The organism is Streptomyces sp. NBC_00654, assembly GCF_026341775.1.
Lineage (GTDB): Bacteria > Actinomycetota > Actinomycetes > Streptomycetales > Streptomycetaceae > Streptomyces.
In genome coordinates, this window is sequence record NZ_JAPEOB010000002.1 from 2,045,557 (window position 1) to 2,064,644 (window position 19,088).

Consider the following 19,088-nt stretch of genomic DNA (forward strand, 5'->3'; position numbering starts at 1 on the left):
ACACTAAGTCGACAAGTGGCGCACGTTCAACGAACACGCCGAACCTCCCGTTTTTCTTTTCACCCTATGTGATCACCCGTAGCGCTGACCAACCAGGGTGCTGGCCAGGCCAAATGTGCGTCAACTTCCGGAAACCGCAGGGGCGGTGGGTGCACTCACGTCGAAGTGCCCCGCTTTGGGAGCGGCTTTCATGAGAGCGGTGAGGACTCTCGCCTTCACCGGACCCTCCTCGCCGCTGCCCCAGGTCACCACACGATCCCGGGTCAGCTCCAGGGAGATCGAGTCGTACGAGGTGACCCGTACGGCCTCGGTGTCCTTGGCGATGTTCCCCGGAAGACCGCCCGCGACCCGGACCGCTTCCCGCAACAGACGGTCACTGCCGAAGCGGCGCAAACTCGCTGACTGATCGGGTTTCAGTTCCAGCAGAGGTACGCCCCGGGGCGCTTTGTCCACGGTCGCGAAGCGCACGCCTTTCGCGTCCACTTCAATGAACTTTGCGCCCTTTTTCACCAACAGGACCGGCTTTCGTTCGGTCACTTTAAGGCCGATGCCGTGCGGCCATGACCGTACGACATCCACTGTGTCGATACGAGACAACTTCTGGCGCAACCGGTTCTCCATGGCACCCGTGTCCACGGAGATCAGCGGCGCCCCGAGCGGAACCTCCGCCGCGGCCTCCACCTCGGCCGGGGTCAGCACATCGGTGCCGGTGGTCCCGACCCGCTCCACCCGCAGCCAGGACGACCCGTAGAGCACCCAGACCGCGCCGGCGGTGAGCAGGGCCACCGCGACGGCGATCAGGATGAGCAGTGTACGGCGGCTCGGCCGGCGTCCCTCGGGCCCGGTGCGCGGCCGACGGGCGGGGGTGTCCGCACGCTTGCCCGCACCGCGCTGGGCGGTCGTCCCTCCGGCCACGCTCGCTCCTTCACCGGACCCGGGGCGCGCGCCCCGGGTCCGCACCGCCTCACGCCTGGCGGCGTGAGGCAATCGCCTCGTACACCATGCCGACGAGCAGGTCGTCGGCGTCGCGCCGGCCGAACTCCGCGGCGGCACGGGACATCTCGTACAGCCGGTGCGGATCGGACAGCACCGGAAGGACGTTGCCCTGCACCCACTCCGGGGTCAGCGCCGCGTCGTCCACCAGCAGACCGCCGCCCGCGTTGACCACCGACTGGGCGTTGAGCCGCTGCTCGCCGTTGCCGATGGGCAGCGGGACATAGGCGGCGGGAAGCCCGACGGCGGAGAGTTCGGCGACGGTCATCGCGCCCGCGCGGCAGAGCATCATGTCGGCCGCGGCGTACGCGAGGTCCATCCGGTCCACGTACGGTACCGGGATGTAGGGCGGCATCCCGGGCATGTTGTCGATGCGCGGCAATTCGTTCTTCGGACCGACCGCATGGAGGATCTGGATTCCGGAGCGCTGGAGCAGCGGCGCGACGCGCTGGATCACCTCGTTCAGGCGGCGGGCGCCCTGCGAGCCGCCGGAGACCAGCAGCGTCGGCAGATGGGGATCCAGACCGAAGGCGGCGCGCGCCTCGGGGCGCACCCGGGCGCGGTCCAGGGTCGCGATGGTGCGGCGCAGCGGGATGCCGATGTAGCGGGCGCCGCGCAGCTTGCTGTCCGGGGTGGAGACGGCGACCCCGTGCGCGTACCGCGAACCGATCTTGTTGGCCAGTCCCGGACGGGCGTTGGCCTCGTGGACGACGATCGGCACTCCGGCCCGTTTGGCGGCCAGGTAGCCGGGCAGGGCGACGTACCCGCCGAAGCCGACCACACAGTCCGCCTTGGTGCGCTCCAGGATCTGCTCGGCGGCCTTGATCGTGCCGCGCAGCCGTCCCGGGACGGTGATCAGCTCGGGGGTCGGTTTGCGCGGCAGCGGTACGGCGGGGATGAGCGCCAGTTCGTACCCCCGCTCGGGTACGAGCCTGGTCTCAAGTCCGCGTTCCGTGCCGAGGGCAGTGATTCCCACGGCCGGGTCCTGCCTGCGCAGGGCGTCTGCGAGGGCAAGCGCGGGCTCGATGTGGCCGGCGGTCCCCCCGCCGGCGAGTACGACATGCACCGAAATTCACCGCTCTCCGGACGGACGCTTCTTGACGCGCCGTCTCATCGTCTTCCATCTCACCCCGGGCCTCCGCATGGCCAGGGCCGCTTTCGCGGCGGGATCATCTCGCGCGAAGGCGATCATCAGCCCGACAGCGAACATGGTCGGCAGCAGAGCCGACCCTCCGTAGGAGAACAGCGGGAGCGGGACCCCGGCGATCGGCAGCAGACCGAGCACCGCACCGACGTTGATCACGGCCTGCGCCGTGATCCAGGTGGTCACACCTCCCGCGGCATACCTCACGAAGGGGTCCTCCGTGCGTCCGGCCACGCGGATACCCGCATAGCCTAGAGCCGCGAACAGGGCGAGCACCGACAGCGTCCCTGCCAGACCCAGTTCCTCACCGGTGATCGCGAAGATGAAGTCGGTGTGTGGTTCAGGCAGTTGACCCCATTTTTCCACACTCGCGCCCAGCCCGGAACCGAACCATCCGCCGGACGCCAGAGCGTAGATACCGTGTATGGCCTGCCAGCAGGAGGCCTCCGGGCCGGGGTTGCTGAACGCCGTGCATTCGAGCCTGGCCATGCGGTTCGGGCTGGTCTTGATCAGCAGGAATCCGATGACGGCTGCGAAGCCGAGCACCCCGGCGAACAGCCGGGTGGGCGCGCCCGCCAGCCAGAGCAGCCCGAACAGGATCGCAGTGAGAATGATCGCAGTTCCCATGTCGCCGCCGAGCATGATCAGTCCGAGCAGCATGAAGGCGACCGGGACGACCGGGACGAGCATGTGTTTCCACTGCGTCAGCAGGCGTTTGTCCTGTTTGCGGGCCAGCAGGTCGGCGCCCCACAGGATGAGCGCGAGTTTGCCGAACTCGCTGGGCTGGAGCTGGAAGGGACCGCCCAGATAGATCCAGTTCTGGTTGCCGTTGACCGACATCCCTATCCCCGGCACCTGGACCAGCACCATGAGGAAGACGGTGCCCATCAGCAGCGGGTAGGCGAGCGCCCGGTGGAGCTTGACGGGCATCCTGGCGGCGAGCAGCATCAGTGCGGCGCCGATGACGGCGGCGAGGAACTGCTTGCGGAAGAAGTACGTCGCGGGCCTGTCGATGTCCAGCGCCTTGATCATCGAGGCGGAGTAGACCATCACGAGCCCGAGCACGGTGATCAGCAGGCTGGAGCCCAGGATCAGGTAGTACGCCGTCAGCGGCCGGTCCCAGGCCCGGCGCGCCTGTTCGTAGACCCTGCGCGGGCCGCGGAGCAGGCCGCCGGAGCCTCCTGAGCCGCCGCCACGGCCACCCCCACGGGGCGCCGGGGGCCGTCGTGAGGCCGTGGTGGGCCGGCCGCGCAGCACGAGGCCCACGGGCGGCACAGGGCCCGCCGGGGCGGGCCGGGCCAGGAGGTGCGGGATGAGCGCCCGGCTGACCGCCGCGGTCGCGCGTACGCGCTCCGGTCGGCGCGCGGCGGAGCTCTCGTCGGCCGGCATTGTCGCTGTCCCCTCCACTGTTCGTGCCCGGGACCGGTGCCGGGCCCGGGGCCCGTGGCGACGGTGGCCGGGCCCGTCAGTCGCGCTCGTCGGCGAGTGCGCGGACCGCGTCCGCGAACGCCTCGCCCCGCTTGTTGTAGTTGGTGAACATGTCCATCGAGGCGCAGGCCGGTGCCAGCAGTACGGTGTCGCCCGGCCGGGCGAGCCGTGCCGCCTCCCCGACCGCCTCGGACATCGCCCCAGTGTCGGTCCGGTCGAGGTCGACCACCGGTACCTCGGGGGCGTGTCGCGCCAGGGCTTCGCGGATCAGCGCCCGGTCGGCACCCATCAGCACGGCACCCCGCAGGTGCTTGGCCGCACCGGCCACCAGTCCGTCGAACGTGGCGCCCTTGGCGAGGCCCCCGGCGATCCAGACAACCGGGTCGTACGCCGCGAGGGAGGCCTCGGCGGCGTGGGTGTTGGTGGCCTTGGAGTCGTCGATGTAGGCGACTTCGCCGACGTCCGCCACATGCTCGATGCGGTGGGCGTCCGGGCGGAAGGCCCGCAGTCCGTCGCGTACCGCCGCGGGCCCGACCCCGAAGGCGCGGGCCAGCGCGGCGGCCGCGAGGGCGTTGGCGATGTTGTGCGGGGCGGGCGGGTCGATGTCGCCGACCTCCGCGAGCTCCTGCGCCTGCTTCTGCCGGTTCGCCACGTAGGCCCGGTCGACGAGGATGCCGTCGACCACTCCGAGCTGCGAGGGGCCGGGGGCGCCGAGGGTGAAGCCGATGGCACGGCAGCCCTCCTCGACATCGGCCTCGCGCACCAGGTGCTCGGTGGCCGGGTCCGCGGCGTTGTAGACGCAGGCGACGGTGTTGCCCTCGTAGATCCGGCCCTTGTCGGCGGTGTACGCCTCCATGGAGCCGTGCCAGTCGAGGTGGTCCGGGGCCAGGTTGAGCACGGCCGCGGAGTGGGCGCGTACCGAGGGCGCCCAGTGCAGCTGGTAGCTGGACAGCTCGACGGCGAGCACGTCGTACGTCTCGTCGCCGAGCACCGCGTCCAGCAGCGAGACCCCGATGTTGCCGACGGCCGCGGTGCGCAGCCCCGCGGCGCCGAGGATCGAGGCGAGCATCCGTACGGTGGTGGTCTTGCCGTTGGTGCCGGTGACCGCCAGCCAGGGGGCGGGCTCCTTGCCGTTCAGCCCGCGCAGCCGCCAGGCGAGTTCGACGTCGCCCCAGACGGGGACGCCCGCCTCGGCGGCTGCCAGGAAGAGCGGCTTGTCCGGCTTCCAGCCGGGGGCGGTCACGATGAGCTCGGTGGACTCGGGCAGGGTCGCGCCGTCGCCGAGGCGCACGGTGATGCCGTGCGCCTCCAGTCCGGCCGCCTGGATACGGCTGCGCTCGTCGTCCCCGTCGTTGACGACGGTGACGAGCGCCCCGAGTCCGTGCAGGACACGGGCGGCGGGGATTCCGCTGACACCGAGTCCGGCCACCGTGACGCGCTTGCCCTGCCAGTCCACGTTGCTCACTTCTTGGCTGCCCATCCTGCGTAGAAGAGGCCGAGGCCGACGATCACGCACATGCCCTGGATGATCCAGAAGCGGACCACGACAAGGACTTCGGACCACCCCTTGAGTTCGAAGTGGTGCTGGAGCGGTGCCATCCGGAAGACCCGCTTGCCGGTCATCTTGAACGAACCGACCTGGATGACCACGGACATGGTGATCATCACGAAGAGGCCGCCGAGGATGGCGAGCAGGAACTCCGTACGGGAGCAGATCGCGAGCCCGGCCAGCGCACCGCCGAGGGCGAGCGAACCGGTGTCACCCATGAAGATCTTGGCGGGTGAGGTGTTCCACCACAGGAAGCCGAAGCACGCGCCCATGAGGGCGGAGGCCACCACGGCGAGGTCGAGCGGGTCGCGTACCTGGAAACAGGCGCTGGGGTTGGTCAGGGTGTCCGCGTTGGCGCAGGACTCCTGGAACTGCCAGAGACCGATGAAGGTGTAGGCACCGAAGACCATCACCGAGGCACCGGTGGCCAGACCGTCCAGACCGTCCGTCAGGTTCACGCCGTTGGACATCGCGAGGATCATGAACAGCGCCCAGACGCAGAACATCACCGGGCCGATCGACCAGCCGAAGTCCTCGACGAACGAGAGCCGGGTGGAGGCGGGGGTGTTGCCGCTGGAGTCGGCGAACTGGAGCGAGAGCACCGCGAAGGCGATGCCGACGATCAGCTGACCGGCCATCTTCGCCTTGGCCCGCAGACCCAGCGAACGCTGCTTGACGATCTTGATGTAGTCGTCGAGGAAGCCGACGAGACCCATCCCGGCCATCAGGAACAGGACGAGGACACCGGAGAAGCGCATCTCCTCGCCGGTGATCACCTTCGCCAGGATGTACGCGATGATCGTCGCCAGGATGAAGGCGATGCCGCCCATGGTGGGCGTGCCCTTCTTGCTGCCGTGGCTGCGCGGGCCGTCGTCGCGGATGAACTGCCCGTATCCCTTGCGGGCCAGGAGCTTGATCAGCAGCGGGGTACCGACCAGGGTCAGAAAGAGCCCTATGGCCCCCGCGAAGAGGATCTGCCTCATCGGCCGGCGACCTCGCCCTCGGTCGAGTTCTCCAGCAGTGCCAGGGCGACCTTCTCCAGGCCGACCGACCGGGACGCCTTCACCAGCACGACGTCTCCCGGGCGCAGTTCACTGCGCAACAGGTCGACGGCCGCCTGTGCGTCGGACACGTGCACCGACTCCTCACCCCACGAACCCTCGTTATATGCGCCCAGTTGCAGCCAGGAGGCTTCTCTTCCTCCGACTGCGACGAGCTTGCTGACGTTGAGCCGGACGGCGAGCCGTCCGACCGCGTCGTGCTCGGCGAGCGACGCCTCGCCGAGCTCGGCCATCGGACCGAGCACCGCCCAGGTGCGTCCCCCGCCGGCCCGGGGGGCCTTGCCCATGGCAGCCAGCGCACGCAGTGCGGCTCTCATGGATTCGGGGTTCGCGTTGTAGGCGTCATTGACGACCGTCACACCGTCCGGACGCTCGGTGACCTCCATGCGCCAGCGGGAGAGGGTGCCCGCTCCGGAGAGCGCCTCGGCGATCTCAGTCACGGACATGCCCAACTCATGGGCGACGGCGGCCGCGGCGAGCGCGTTCGACACGTGGTGCTCACCGTACAGGCGCAAGGTCACGTCGCTGCACCCGGTGGGTGTGTGGAGCTCGAAAGCGGGCCGTCCGTCCTCGGTGAGCCGGACCTTCTCGCCCCGTACGTCCGCATCCGCGGCCTCTCCGAAGAGGAGTACCCGGGCCTTCGTGCGGGAGGCCATGGCGCGTACGAGGGGGTCGTCGGCGTTGAGGACGGCGGCGCCGTCCTCGGGGAGGACCTCGACCAGTTCGCCCTTGGCCAGCGCGATGGCCTCGCGGCTGCCGAACTCGCCGATGTGGGCGGTGCCGACGTTGAGCACCAGTCCGATGCGCGGCGGGGTGAGACCGGCGAGGTAGCGGATGTGGCCGACGCCGCGGGCACCCATCTCCAGGATCAGGTGCTGGGTCTCCCGCGTGGCGCTCAGCGCGGTGAGCGGCAGGCCGATCTCGTTGTTGAAGGAGCCCGGCGTCCACACGGTGGGGGCCCGGTGCTGGAGGATCTGGGCGATCAGGTCCTTGGTGGAGGTCTTGCCGGCGGAGCCGGTGAGGGCGACGACGGTGGCGTCGAGGCGCTCCACGACGGCGCGTGCGAGCGTGCCGAGCGCGGCTTCGACGTCGTCCACGACGATCGCCGGAACACCGACGGGGCGGGCGGCGAGCACTGCTGCCGCGCCCGCCTCGACGGCGCGCTGCGCGTGGTCGTGGCCGTCGGTCCGCTCTCCGCTGAACGCGGCGAACAGGCTGCCTTGCGCCACTTCTCGGGAGTCGATGACGACGGGCCCGTCGACGACGACTGCCTGATCCGGTATGTCGTGCGGCTGCCCGCCGACGATTTCGGCGATCTCGGCGAGGGAAAGGGCGATCACTGGGTCATCCCTGACTGTTGTTCTCGTGGTGAGGGGCGCGGTCCGTGACGCTCGGGGACGCGTCATCGGCGCTGTGGCGCCCCAGGGACCGTGCGATGGCTGCGTGCAGAACGAGGCGGTCGTCGAAGGGCCGCACCACCCCGTGGATGTCCTGGCCCTGCTCGTGTCCCTTGCCCGCGACGAGGACGGTGTCGCCGGGCTCGGCACGGGCGACCGCGGCGGCGATGGCCGCGGCCCGGTCGGCGTCGACCAGGACGTCGCCGCGCTCGTGGACGGGCACCTCGGCGGCGCCCGAGAGCATCGCGGCGAGGATCGCGAGGGGGTCCTCGGAGCGGGGGTTGTCGGAGGTCAGTACGGCGGTGTCGGCCAGGCGGGCCGCGGCGGCGCCCATCGGGCCGCGCTTGGTCGTGTCGCGGTCGCCGCCGCAGCCGAGCACGATGTGCACCCGGCCCTCGGTGACCTTGCGCAGCGAGCGCAGGACCGATTCGACGGCGTCGGTCTTGTGCGCGTAGTCGACGACCGCCAGATAGGGCTGTCCGGCGTCCACCCGCTCCAGCCGGCCGGGAACGCCCGGGACGGCCGCGACGCCGTCGGCGGCGGTCTGCGGGTCGATGCCCGCGACGGCCAGCGTGACGATGGCGGCGAGGGTGTTGGCGACGTTGAACGGGCCGGGCAGAGGGGCCCTGGCCGTGATCCGCTCGCCCTGGGGGCCGATTGCCGTGAAGGTGCTGTCCCGCGGCCCGACTTCGACGTCCTCGGCGTGCCAGTCGGCGTCCGGGTGGCCCTCGGCGGAGAAGCTGACGACCGGGACGGATGCCTCCGTGATCAGCCTGCGGCCGTACTCGTCGTCGAAGTTCACGACTCCCAGCCGGCTGCGCAGCGGGGTGAACAGCTGCGCCTTGGCCTGGAAGTAGTCCTCCATGCCGGTGTGGAACTCCATGTGTTCCGGGCTGAGGTTGTTGAAGACCGCGACGTCGAAGACACAGCCGTCGACCCGGCCGAGCACCAGGGCGTGGCTGGAGACCTCCATCGCGACCGCCTCGACGCCGCGTTCGCGCATGACGGCGAACAGTGCCTGGAGGTCGGTGGCTTCGGGGGTGGTGCGCTCGGACTTGATGCGCTCGTCGCCGATCCGCATCTCGACGGTGCCGATCAGCCCGGTGCTGCGGCCGGCGCCGCGCAGCCCGCCCTCGACGAGGTACGCGGTGGTGGTCTTGCCGGAGGTTCCGGTGATGCCGATCTGGAGCAGGCCGACGCCCGGCCGCCCGTAGATCTCGGCGGCGAGTTCGCCCATCCGGCCGCGCGGGTCCTCGGTGACCAGCACCGGGAGTCCGGTGGCGGCGGCCCGTTCGGCGCCCGCCGGGTCGGTGAGGACCGCGGCGGCGCCGAGACCGGCGGCCTGGGCGGCGAAGTCGGCGCCGTGGAAGCGGGCACCGGGCAGGGCCGCGTACACATCACCGGGCCGCACCGCCCGTGAGTCGTGGGTGATTCCCGTGACCTCGCCGGCCTGCGGTGCTTCGAGGCCGAGCCGGGCCGCCAGCTCGCCGAGGGAAGTCGGCCGGAGCCGGTCCGGTCGGGGCGCTCCCGGATAAGTCACAGGCGCGTCCTTCTGGGTGGTTTGAGACTGATCAGCGTGGGGCACGGCGGTGAGCGTACCGGGCTGACCCGGCCTCTCGCGAAGCGAGGGACCCGGGTTGCGGTAGATCTCGTTCCGGTTCCCGGGATCGGGGGTGATGGTTGTCACTGGGTCTTCCCTCGGGGGTGTGCTCGCGCACCCCCCTTTGTCACTCGCCGGGCTTGAAGGACACCGGCAGCCGGGCGGGCTCGCTGCCGGACGGTGCGGTCTGGAGCGTCTTCAGCGCGAACTCCATGACCTGTTTGTAGATCGGCCCGCAGATCTGGCCGCCGAAGTAGCTGCCCCGGGTGGGGTTCTGGATCGCGCAGTAGACGGTGATCTGCGGATTGTCGGCGGGCGCGAAGCCCGCGAAGGAGGCGGTGTAGCCCTTGTAGACGCCGCGTACCGGGTCGACGCGGTTGGCGGTGCCGGTCTTGCCCGCGACCCGGTAGCCGGGGATCTTGGCCTTGGTCCCGGTGCCCTCCTCGTCGCCGACGACGGACTCCAGCATGGCCGCCAGCGTGTTGGCGGTCTTCTCGCTGACCACCCGGTTCTGCTCGGGCGCCGGGGACGCGGTGTAGCGGCCGTCGGAGCCCTTGGTCCCGCGTACGAGAGTGGGGGCGACCCGTACCCCGCCGTTGGCGATCGTGGAGTAGACCGACGCGGCCTGTACGGCGTTGAGCGAGAGGCCCTGGCCGAACGGGATCGTGTACTGCTGCGAGGTCGACCAGTCCTCCGGCTTCGCCAGAATGCCGGGCGACTCGCCGGGGTAGTTCAGCCCGGTCTCGCTGCCGAGTCCGAACTTGCGCAGATACGAGTGGAGGACCTTGTTGGCCTCGGCCTGGGTCTCGCCGAGCTGTCCGGTGGCCAGGATGGTGCCGATGTTGCTGGACTTGGCCAGTACGCCGTTGAGCGTCAGGTACCAGGTGGGGTGGTCGATGTCGTCCTTGAAGAGCCGGTCGCCGCGGTGCAGCCGGTTGGGGACCGTGACATGCGTGCCGGGCGTGGCGACGCCTTCCTCCAACACGGCCGCCATGGACATGACCTTGCTGGTGGAGCCGGGTTCGTACACGTCCTGGAGGGCCGCGTTGCCCAGGGCAGCCCCGTCGACCTGCGAGAGGTCGTTCGGGTCATAGCCGGGGGCATTGGCCATGGCCAGCAGTTCGCCGGTCTTCGTGTTCTGGACGATCACATAGCCGCGGTCGGCCTTGGACTTCTTCACCTGGTCGGCGATGGCGCGCTGCGCGGCCCACTGGATGTCCCGGTCGATGGTGAGCTCGATGTCGGAGCCGGGGACGGCGGGGATCTCCCGGGCACCCGCGGTGGGCACCCTGCGGCCGCCCGACTGGGCGTACCTGATCGTGCCGTCCTCGCCCGCCAGCTGCTTGTCCAGCTGCGATTCGAGTCCGCCGCCGCCCTTGCCGTCGGCGCTGACGAATCCCAGTATCCCGGCGGCGAGGTCGCCGTTGGGATAGACCCGCTTGGTGGTCGGCACCTGGAGGACACCGGCGAGCACATTGACCCCCGGGCCGCCGTTGGCCCGGTCCTCGGCCGCCTTCTCCGCGAAGACCGACTTGAGGTCCTTGATCTGCTTCCAGACCTGCGGGGTCTGCCGCTGGGCCAGCACGGTGTAGCGGCTCTCGGGCGTCGACAACTTCCTGGTCAGCTCCTCGACGTCCTTGCCGAGGATCGGCGCGAGAAGGGCTGCCGCCTGCTGCGGCGCGTCGGGAGCCTTGCTGTCCTCGGGGGTGAACATCTTGGGGTCGGCGGTGATGTCGTGCGCGTCGACACTGGTGGCCAGGGCGATGCCCCTGCGGTCGGTGATCTCGCCGCGCTCCGCGGCCACCGTGTACTCCTGGTAACGGTTCTTGTCGGCCTTGGCCGCGTACGCGCCGGCGTCGACGGCCTGGACCTGGAACAGCCGGGCCACGAAGACCAGCATGACGGCCGTCAGGCCGAGGCCCACCAGGCGCAGCCGGGGACGGGGGCTGCCCAGGCGCAGCGAGCGCGGGGTGCGGCCGCGGGCCGTCGTGTTGCCGGGCCGCCGGGCGGACGGGCGCGGACGCCTGCCCTCGGGGTGCGCGGTGGACCGGGGGCGGCCGGAGCCGCCCGCTCCGTTGCCGCTGCCGCGCGGGCGCGCGGGGCCGGGCACGCGGCGGTGCGGCGGTTCCTTGGGCGGCACTGCGTCACCTGCCTGGGCTCGTCGGGGTCGGGCTCGGGGTCGCCGCGGTGGGCGGCGCGTTCTCTGTTCCGGGCTCGGGCCGCGCGGAACCGGGGGGATGGGGTGTGGCGCCCGGCGATGCGCTGTCCGAGGGGGCGGCCGGGGTGCCGGGCTCGCCGGTCCCGGGCGTCGGCTCGGGGGGCGGGGACGGCTCGGCGGTGACTTCCGCGGGGACGCCCCGGACGGTGCCGTCCGGGTCGAGGAAGGCGGGACTGCCGCCGGGGACCATGCCGAGTTCCCGGGCGCGCCGTTCCAGTGCGTCGGGCTGGGAGTAGCCGTCGACGTCGCGCTGGAGGGCCTGCTGCTCGTCGGTGAGTTCGGTGGTCTCGCGCCTGAGCTCGCTCAGCCTGAACGAGCCCTCGTTCAGCGCGGAGTTCAGCAGGAGAAGCGTGATGAGGCCGCCGCCCAGGAGCAGGACCACCAGCAGGACGAAGGGGGTGCGGGCCGCGTTGCTGGGCCCCGACGGCATCAGCCGGGCGAGCCGTCCGGCCCGCCCTTTCAACTGCGCGGCCGGCTTGCTCACCCCGTTCCTCCCGGGCCTCCGCCGGCCGGTGCGCCGACCGGCAGCTCCGCCGCTGCCGCTGCCTTTGCCCTTGCCGCTGATACCGCTGCCGGAGCGCTCATCGCTCCTCCTCGCGGATGCGCTGGGCACCGCGCAGCCGGGCGGGTGCGGCACGCCGGTTCTCGGCGACCTCCTCCTCCGTGGGCAGCTCCGCGCCCCGGGTGAGCAGCTTCAGCCGGGGCTGGTAGCGCTCGGGGACGACGGGCAGTCCGGGGGGCGCGGTGTTGGCGGCACCGGCGGCGAAGACCTGCTTGACCAGCCGGTCCTCCAGCGAGTGGTAGGACAGGACGGCGATACGGCCGCCGACCGCGAGGCTCCCCACAGCGGCCGGGACGGCCCGCTCCAGGACACTCAGTTCGCCGTTGACCTCGATGCGCAGGGCCTGGAAGGTGCGCTTGGCCGGGTTGCCGCCGGTCCGCTTGGCGGCCTGCGGCAGCGAGTCGCGGATCAGCTCGACGAGCCTGGCGCTGTTGCTGAAGGGCTCCTTGTCGCGCTCGCGCACGATGGCGGAGACGATCCGCTTGGCCTGCTTCTCCTCGCCGTACGCGCGCAGGATCCGGACCAGTTCGCCCGGCGGGTAGGTGTTGAGGACCTCGGCGGCACCGATGCCGGTCGTCTGGTCCATGCGCATGTCGAGCGGGGCGTCCTGGGCGTACGCGAACCCGCGGTCCGCCTCGTCCAGCTGCATGGAGGAGACGCCCAGGTCGAACAGCACGCCCTGGACCTTGGGGATGCCCAGCCGGGCCAGCACCTCCGGGAGCTCGTCGTAGACCGCGTGCACCAGGGTGGCCCGGTCGCCGTACGGGGCGAGCCGCTCGCCGGAGAGCCGCAGCGCCTCCTTGTCCCGGTCCAGGGCGATCAGCCGGGCGGTGGGGAAGGCGGAGAGCAGTGCCTCGCTGTGGCCTCCGAGGCCGAGGGTGCAGTCGACGACCACCGGTGTCTGGGGACTCGGGGTGTCCAGAGCCGGGGCCAACAGGTCCAGGCATCGCTGGAGCATCACCGGGACGTGTCGGGTCTGGCTCAATGCGCCCTCTCAGGCTCAGTCCCGCGTGGCTGTACATGCGCCCTGGTCCCCGCCCGCTCGGAAGGGGAGGTCCGCCGGCGCCGGGGAAGTGGCGTCGGCCGACCGGAGCGGGAGAGGGCCGGGCCGCACGTACACCGCACGATACGGGGGGAAATGCGGAAAATGCGGAACGTACGGAACACGCAGAAATCTACGGAGTGCGCAGAATGTGCGGGCTGTGTCGGTAACTTCGCGTCACTTTAGTCCACCCTGCCATTCGATCGATTCCCGATCAACGAACCGGGCAGCGCGTCGCACCGTCCGCCGAGACCCCCCGGACTCACCCGGAAGGACGCATCCATGTGAGGCTTGTGGGTTACCTCACAACAAGCCTCATTGACGTTCTTTGTCCGCTCCCACAGCAGGCTCCGGCCTGCCATCAGTACTAACGTCATCTCCATGTCGACTTCCGCGCACTCCCCCGCCGAGCCCCTGACGACCCTCCCGGGCGCGGCCCGCGCCGACGGCACGGTCACCGACCGCCTGGTCGCGGCGAACGCCCGGTACGCCGACGAGTTCACCGACCCCGGCATGGACGCCCGTCCGGTACTGCACGTGGCCGTGGTCGCCTGCATGGACGCCCGCCTCGACCTGCACGACGCGCTCGGCCTCGAACTCGGCGACTGCCACACCATCCGCAACGCGGGCGGCGTGGTCACCGACGATGTGATCCGCTCGCTCACCATCAGCCAGCGGGCGCTCGGCACCCGCAGCGTCATACTGATCCACCACACCAACTGCGGCCTCGAATCGCTCACCGAGGGCTTCCGGCAGGAGCTGGAGCACGAGGTCGGCCAGCGGCCGGTCTGGGCGGTGGAGGCCTACTCGGACGCCGACCAGGACGTACGCCAGTCGATGCAGCGCGTCCGCACCTCGCCGTTCCTGCTGCACACCGACGACATCCGCGGCTTCGTCTTCGATGTCACCACCGGCCTGCTGCGCGAGATCCTCCCCACCGCCTGACCTGCCGCTGCGCTCCGTTCCGGCCCGGCACTCGGAGCACCGAAACCCCGGCAACACCCGACATATCGCACCCACTTATCCACAGGCGAGTGACACGAAGCGGTAACGGCAACAAGAATGCGGGTGTGACATCTCCCCGGGTCTTCCGGTGCGGTGTGCGTATTTCGGGGTGGGCCGGGGCAGAAACGCGCACCGGCCCGTGCACAAAGGGCCGAGGAGGGCCGGGTGACGACCTATGACGATCGAGCGAGCCTTACGGATCTGACCACCACAGCGGAGCGGGTGCGCAGGTCGGTGGAGGGTGTGATCGAGGGTAAGCCTGAGGTCGTACGGCTTTCGCTGACCGTGCTGCTCGCCGAAGGACATCTCCTCATCGAGGATGTCCCCGGGGTCGGCAAGACGATGCTGGCCAAGGCGCTGGCGCGGTCCATCGACTGCTCGGTGCGGCGCATCCAGTTCACACCGGACCTGCTGCCGTCGGACATCACCGGTGTGTCCATCTTCGATCAGCAGCGGCGGGAGTTCGAGTTCAAACCGGGCGCCATCTTCGCCCAGATCGTGATCGGCGACGAGATCAACCGCGCGTCGCCGAAGACCCAGTCCGCGCTGCTGGAGTCGATGGAGGAGCGCCAGGTCACCATCGACGGGCAGACGTACGAGCTGCCCGACCCGTTCATGGTGGTGGCCACCCAGAACCCCGTGGAGATGGAGGGCACCTATCCGCTGCCCGAGGCCCAGCGCGACCGGTTCATGGCCCGGGTCTCCATCGGCTACCCCAGCCCGGAGGCCGAGCTGCAGATGCTCGACGTGCACGGCGGTGTCTCGCCGCTGGACGACCTCCAGCCGGTGGCACACGCCCACGACATCGTGAAGCTGATCGACGCGGTGCGCACGGTCCACGTCGCCGACGCCGTCCGGCGGTACGCGGTGGAGCTGGTGGGGGCCACCCGTCACCACCCGGACCTCAGACTCGGGGCCTCACCGCGCGCGACCCTGCATCTGCTGCGCGCCGCGAAGGCCTCCGCCGCGCTGAGCGGGCGCGACTACGCGCTGCCGGACGATGTGCAGGCACTCGCGGCGCCGGTGCTCTCGCACCGTCTGCTGCCCACCGCACAGGCCCAGCTGAACCGCCGCACGGCGGAACAGGTGGTGCTGGAGATCCTCCAGCGCACCCCCGTGCCGACATCGGCCGGCGGCGCGGCCGGCCCGGTGCGGCAGCCCCAGCAGGGCCGCCCGGTGTACGGCCAGCAGCAGCCCGGCGCCCGGCGGCTGTGATGGCCGCCGGGCAGCCCGGTGCCGCGGACGACGGCGACGACCGGGGCGGTCTGCGGGCGGCCCTGAGCGGGCTGACCACCCGGGGGCGGTCCTTCCTCGCCGCCGGGGTGGCCGCCGCGATCTGCGCCTATGTGCTGGGCCAGGGCGACCTGCTGCGGGTCGGACTGCTGCTCGCCGTGCTGCCGCTGGTCTCCGTGACGGTGCTCCACCGCACCCGCTACCGGGTCGCGGGCAGCCGGCGGCTGTCGCCGTCCCGGGTGACCGCCGGTTCCGAGGCGCGGGTGCATCTGCGGATGGACAATGTGTCCCGAGTGCCCACCGGGCTCCTGATGCTCCAGGACCGGGTGCCGTACGTACTGGGCCCCCGGCCCCGTTTCGTGCTGGACCGGGTGGAGGCGGGCGGCATCCGCGAGGTGTCCTACAAGGTCAGGTCCGACCTGCGCGGGCGCTATCCGCTGGGGCCGCTGCAGCTGCGGCTCAGCGACCCCTTCGGCATGTGCGAGCTGACCCGGTCCTTCAGTGCCTACGACACGCTGATCGTGATCCCCCGTACCGAACCGCTGCCGACGCTGCGGCTCGCCGGTGAGGCCTCGGGGTACGGCGACGGACGGCAGCGCTCACTGGCCCTGGCCGGTGAGGACGACGTCATCCCGCGCGGCTACCGGCACGGCGACGATCTGCGCCGGGTCCACTGGCGGTCCACCGCGCGCTACGGCGAGCTGATGGTCAGGCGCGAGGAACAGCCGCAGCGGGCCAGATGCACGGTGCTGCTGGACACCCGGCGCAGCGGCTACCGGGGCGCCGGGCCCGACTCGGCGTTCGAGTGGGCGGTCTCGGGGGCGGCGTCCGCGCTGGTGCACATGCTGGAGCGGGGCTTCGCGGTACGGCTGCTGACGGACACCGGGGATTCCGTACCCGGCGAGGGCCCCGACGGTTTCGCCGGTTCGACCCAGGAGTCCGCGGACTCGGCGGGCCTGATGCTGGACACCCTCGCGGTCATCGGCCAGTCCGACGGCGAAGGCCTCTCGCCCGCGTACGACGTGCTGCGCGGCGGCAACGAAGGACTGCTGATCGCCTTCTTCGGCGACATCGACGAGAAGCAGGCCGCGGTGGCGGCCCGTATGCGGCAGCGCAGCGGCGCGGCCGTCGCGTTCGTCCTGGACAGCGCGGACTGGGGACACGGTGGGGACGGGCCGGGGAGCACCGACGCGGACGAGCGGCTGCGGCCGCTGCGCGAGGCCGGCTGGATCGCGGTGCCGGTACCGCCCCGCACGGACCTCGCCCGGCTGTGGCAGCAGGCGGGGCAGCTGCGCGCCGACACCCAGTCCGCCGGGAGCGGCGGTACGACAGGTTTCTCAGGGGGATGGTCATGAGCGGGCGGACCCGGCTGACGCTGTGCGCCTTCGCGGCGACGCTGACGGCGGCGGGCGCCCTGCTGCCGCTGGTGGGCACGAAGGGATGGCTGCCGCAGGCGGCACTGCTGCTGGCGTTCCAGAGCGGGGCGGGCGCGCTCTCCCGCCGGGTACCGCTGGCCAGGTCGCTGACGGTCGCCGTCCAGGCCCTGGTCACCCTGCTGCTGCTGACCGTGGTGTTCGCCAGGGATCACGCGCTGTTCGGTGTCCTGCCGGGCCCGCAGGCCGTCCAGCGGCTCGGGGAACTGCTGACGGCGGGCGCCGACGATGTCGGCACGTATGCGATTCCGGCTCCGATGACCGACGGAATCCGGCTGCTGCTGGTCGGCGGGGTGCTGCTGATCGGGCTCGCCGTGGACGCCCTCGCGGTGACCTTCCGCAGCGCCGCCCCGGCCGGGCTGCCGCTGCTCGCGCTGTACTCGGTCGCCGCGGGACTGGCCGAGGGCGGGGCGAGCTGGCTGTGGTTCCTGCTCGCCGCCTGCGGCTATCTGCTGCTCCTGCTGGCCGAGGGCCGGGACCGGCTCTCCCAGTGGGGGCGGGTCTTCGGCGGCACCGCCCGGTCCGCCGACGGTCTCGCCGGGCTCACCGGCCAGGGTGGCGGGGCCACGGCTCCGGTCCGCACGGGGCGGCGCATCGGCGCCGTGGCACTGGGCATCGCCCTGGTCGTTCCCGCCACGCTGCCCGCGCTCGACGGCGGCCTGCTGAGCGGCACGGGCAACGGGAACGGCAAGGGCAGCGGCGGCGGCACCATCTCCGCGGTGAACCCGCTGGTCTCGCTCCAGAACAACCTCAACCAGCCGGAGAACCGGGAGGTGATGACGTACCGCACCAACGCCCGGAACCCGCAGGACCTCTATCTGCGGATCCTGGCCCTGGACGAGTTCACCGGAAGCGAGTGGCGCTCGTCGACCCGCCGGCTGAAGGACGTGCCGGAACGTCTGCCGGAACCCACCGGGCTGAGCCCCGATGTGGCGGTCACCGAGATCAGGACGAACATCTCGGCGTCCCGTTCGTACCAGCAGACCTATCTGCCGCTCCCCTACCCGGCGACCGAGGTCGAGGTCGGCGGGCGATGGCGGTACGAGCCCGAGGGCCGCACCCTCGTCGGTGACGCCGGCCAGACGACGCGCGGTGCGCAGTACGAGGCCGGCAGCCTGATCATCGAGCCGACAGCGGCACAGCTCGCCGCCGCGGGCCCGCCGCCGAAGGCGCTGGCGCGGGAGTACACGCGACTGCCCGGTTCGCTGCCGGACGTGGTGGACGAGACCGCCCGGAAGGTCACCGCGGGCGCGGCCAACGACTACGAACGAGCCGTGAAGCTGCAGGACTGGTTCTCCTTCTCGGGCGGCTTCACCTACGACACGACGGTCAGTTCGGGGACCGGCTCGACGGCGATAGCCCGCTTCCTCAGGGACAAGCAGGGCTTCTGCGTCCACTTCTCGTTCTCGATGGCCGCGATGGCCCGGACGCTGGGCATCCCGGCCCGGGTCGCGGTGGGTTTCACGCCGGGCACGTTCCAGGCGGACGGCGCGTCCTCGGTCGGGCTGCGGGACGCGCACGCCTGGCCCGAGCTGTACTTCGAGGGTGTGGGCTGGACCCGGTTCGAGCCCACCCCGACCCGGGGCAGCGCCCCGGCGTACACCCGGCCCGACACCCCTTCGGGCGACACGGAGGATCCGGTACAGCCGTCCACGAGCGACTCGGCCGCCCCGGCGGCCGCGCCGTCCGCCTCGGAGAGCTGCCCGGCGCAGCTGCGCCGCCAGGGTGAGTGCGGCGCCTCGGCGGTCCCCGGCGCGGCGGGTCCCGCCGATCCGGGGACTCCCGCGGGCACGGTGGCCCTGGGGATTCTCGGGGCGGTGCTGGTGCTGGTGGTGCCCCTGCTGCCGCTGCTCTGGCGGATCCGGGCCCGTAACCGGAGGCTGGGTTCGTCCGGCGGCCGGACGGCTGCGGACGCGACGGCCAGAATCCTGGCGGCCTGGCGGGAGATCATCGATTCGGCGTGGGACCACGGCATCGTGCCGGACGAGTCGCTGACCCCGCGCAAGGCCGCGGCGCGGATCGTGCGCCTGGGCCGTCTCGATCCCACCGCCGCCGCGGCGGTGCACCGGGTGGCGGATTCGGTGGAACAGGCGCTCTACGCACCGCGGCCCCGGCCGGTCACCGGTCTCGCCGAGGACGCGACGGCAGTGCGGGCGGGTCTGCGGGCGGCCGCGGGCCGCGCCGCACGGCTCCGTGCGACGCTCGCGCCCCGCTCCGCCGTCCGGGTGGTGTGGGCGGTGGCGGATCGCCGGGCGGCGCTCCGCGACCGCTGGGCGAACCGGCCGGGCCGTGGCCGCTGGACCGGCAGGCTGCGCAGACCGACGCGCCAGCACGGCTGACCCCGGTCGGCTCTTCTGGTCGGCCCTCCTGGTCGGCCCTCCCGGCCGGTCCGCCTGACCGGGCGGGCCGGCCGGGAGCCGTCC

At 71.5% G+C, this 19,088-nt stretch carries 14 protein-coding genes; 4 read left to right on the forward strand and 10 right to left on the reverse strand.

The features are described from left to right. Window positions 1-120: 120 nt before the first annotated feature. The 10 genes from OHA98_RS29370 to rsmH form a co-directional block, all read right to left on the reverse strand. Complete coding sequence (locus tag OHA98_RS29370) at window positions 121-915, reverse strand: cell division protein FtsQ/DivIB (protein ID WP_266929877.1); 795 nt, start codon at window positions 913-915, stop codon at window positions 121-123. Window positions 916-964: 49 nt separating this feature from the next. Next, window positions 965-2,059: an undecaprenyldiphospho-muramoylpentapeptide beta-N-acetylglucosaminyltransferase gene (gene murG, locus OHA98_RS29375; protein WP_266929878.1), complete on the reverse strand. Its 1,095-nt coding sequence runs from the start codon at window positions 2,057-2,059 to the stop codon at window positions 965-967. Window positions 2,060-2,065: 6 nt separating this feature from the next. Then, window positions 2,066-3,526, reverse strand: coding sequence for a putative lipid II flippase FtsW (ftsW, locus tag OHA98_RS29380; RefSeq protein WP_266929880.1), 1,461 nt, complete (start codon window positions 3,524-3,526; stop codon window positions 2,066-2,068). 76 nt (window positions 3,527-3,602) lie between these two features. Further along, complete coding sequence (murD, locus tag OHA98_RS29385; RefSeq protein ID WP_266929882.1) at window positions 3,603-5,045, reverse strand: UDP-N-acetylmuramoyl-L-alanine--D-glutamate ligase; 1,443 nt, start codon at window positions 5,043-5,045, stop codon at window positions 3,603-3,605. Continuing rightward, complete coding sequence (gene mraY / locus OHA98_RS29390; RefSeq protein ID WP_266929884.1) at window positions 5,027-6,097, reverse strand: phospho-N-acetylmuramoyl-pentapeptide-transferase; 1,071 nt, start codon at window positions 6,095-6,097, stop codon at window positions 5,027-5,029. The genes murD and mraY overlap by 19 nt, the downstream gene beginning before the upstream one ends. After that, a complete protein-coding gene (gene murF / locus OHA98_RS29395; protein WP_266929886.1) occupies window positions 6,094-7,515 on the reverse strand; it encodes a UDP-N-acetylmuramoyl-tripeptide--D-alanyl-D-alanine ligase in 1,422 nt (473 codons plus the stop codon). The genes mraY and murF overlap by 4 nt, the downstream gene beginning before the upstream one ends. 4 nt (window positions 7,516-7,519) lie before the next feature. Beyond that, window positions 7,520-9,112: a UDP-N-acetylmuramoyl-L-alanyl-D-glutamate--2,6-diaminopimelate ligase gene (locus OHA98_RS29400; RefSeq protein ID WP_266929888.1), complete on the reverse strand. Its 1,593-nt coding sequence runs from the start codon at window positions 9,110-9,112 to the stop codon at window positions 7,520-7,522. A gap of 187 nt (window positions 9,113-9,299) precedes the next feature. Further along, entirely contained in the window at window positions 9,300-11,312 is a 2,013-nt protein-coding gene (locus OHA98_RS29405; protein ID WP_266929890.1) for a penicillin-binding protein 2, read from the reverse strand. Window positions 11,313-11,316: 4 nt separating this feature from the next. Further along, complete coding sequence (locus tag OHA98_RS29410; protein WP_266929892.1) at window positions 11,317-11,874, reverse strand: septum formation initiator family protein; 558 nt, start codon at window positions 11,872-11,874, stop codon at window positions 11,317-11,319. Window positions 11,875-11,971: 97 nt separating this feature from the next. Next, window positions 11,972-12,937, reverse strand: coding sequence for a 16S rRNA (cytosine(1402)-N(4))-methyltransferase RsmH (gene rsmH, locus OHA98_RS29415; RefSeq protein WP_266929893.1), 966 nt, complete (start codon window positions 12,935-12,937; stop codon window positions 11,972-11,974). 438 nt (window positions 12,938-13,375) lie between these two features. Between rsmH and OHA98_RS29420 the strand changes: the two genes are divergently transcribed. From OHA98_RS29420 to OHA98_RS29435, 4 genes are all read left to right on the forward strand, one after another. Then, a complete protein-coding gene (locus OHA98_RS29420; protein WP_266929895.1) occupies window positions 13,376-13,939 on the forward strand; it encodes a carbonic anhydrase in 564 nt (187 codons plus the stop codon). Between the two features lie 225 nt (window positions 13,940-14,164). Further along, window positions 14,165-15,214, forward strand: coding sequence for a MoxR family ATPase (locus tag OHA98_RS29425; protein ID WP_266929897.1), 1,050 nt, complete (start codon window positions 14,165-14,167; stop codon window positions 15,212-15,214). Beyond that, window positions 15,214-16,587 (forward strand): DUF58 domain-containing protein, encoded by a 1,374-nt coding sequence (locus tag OHA98_RS29430; RefSeq protein ID WP_266929899.1) that lies wholly within the window; start codon window positions 15,214-15,216, stop codon window positions 16,585-16,587. Before OHA98_RS29425 ends, OHA98_RS29430 begins: the two co-directional genes overlap by 1 nt. Then, the gene (locus OHA98_RS29435; protein ID WP_266929901.1) at window positions 16,584-19,004 is read left to right on the forward strand and encodes a DUF3488 and transglutaminase-like domain-containing protein; all 2,421 of its coding nucleotides are present in this window, start codon (window positions 16,584-16,586) and stop codon (window positions 19,002-19,004) included. The genes OHA98_RS29430 and OHA98_RS29435 overlap by 4 nt, the downstream gene beginning before the upstream one ends. Window positions 19,005-19,088 lie beyond the last annotated feature (84 nt).

Bases quoted from the DNA above. Each gene is read 5' to 3' on its own strand.
- OHA98_RS29435 (WP_266929901.1), top strand. From the start codon at position 16,584: ATGAGCGGGCGGACCCGGCTGACGCTGTGCGCCTTCGCGGCGACGCTG.
- murD (WP_266929882.1), bottom strand. From the start codon at position 5,045: ATGGGCAGCCAAGAAGTGAGCAACGTGGACTGGCAGGGCAAGCGCGTC.
- ftsW (WP_266929880.1), bottom strand. From the start codon at position 3,526: ATGCCGGCCGACGAGAGCTCCGCCGCGCGCCGACCGGAGCGCGTACGC.
- OHA98_RS29420 (WP_266929895.1), top strand. From the start codon at position 13,376: ATGTCGACTTCCGCGCACTCCCCCGCCGAGCCCCTGACGACCCTCCCG.
- OHA98_RS29430 (WP_266929899.1), top strand. From the start codon at position 15,214: ATGGCCGCCGGGCAGCCCGGTGCCGCGGACGACGGCGACGACCGGGGC.
- mraY (WP_266929884.1), bottom strand. From the start codon at position 6,097: ATGAGGCAGATCCTCTTCGCGGGGGCCATAGGGCTCTTTCTGACCCTG.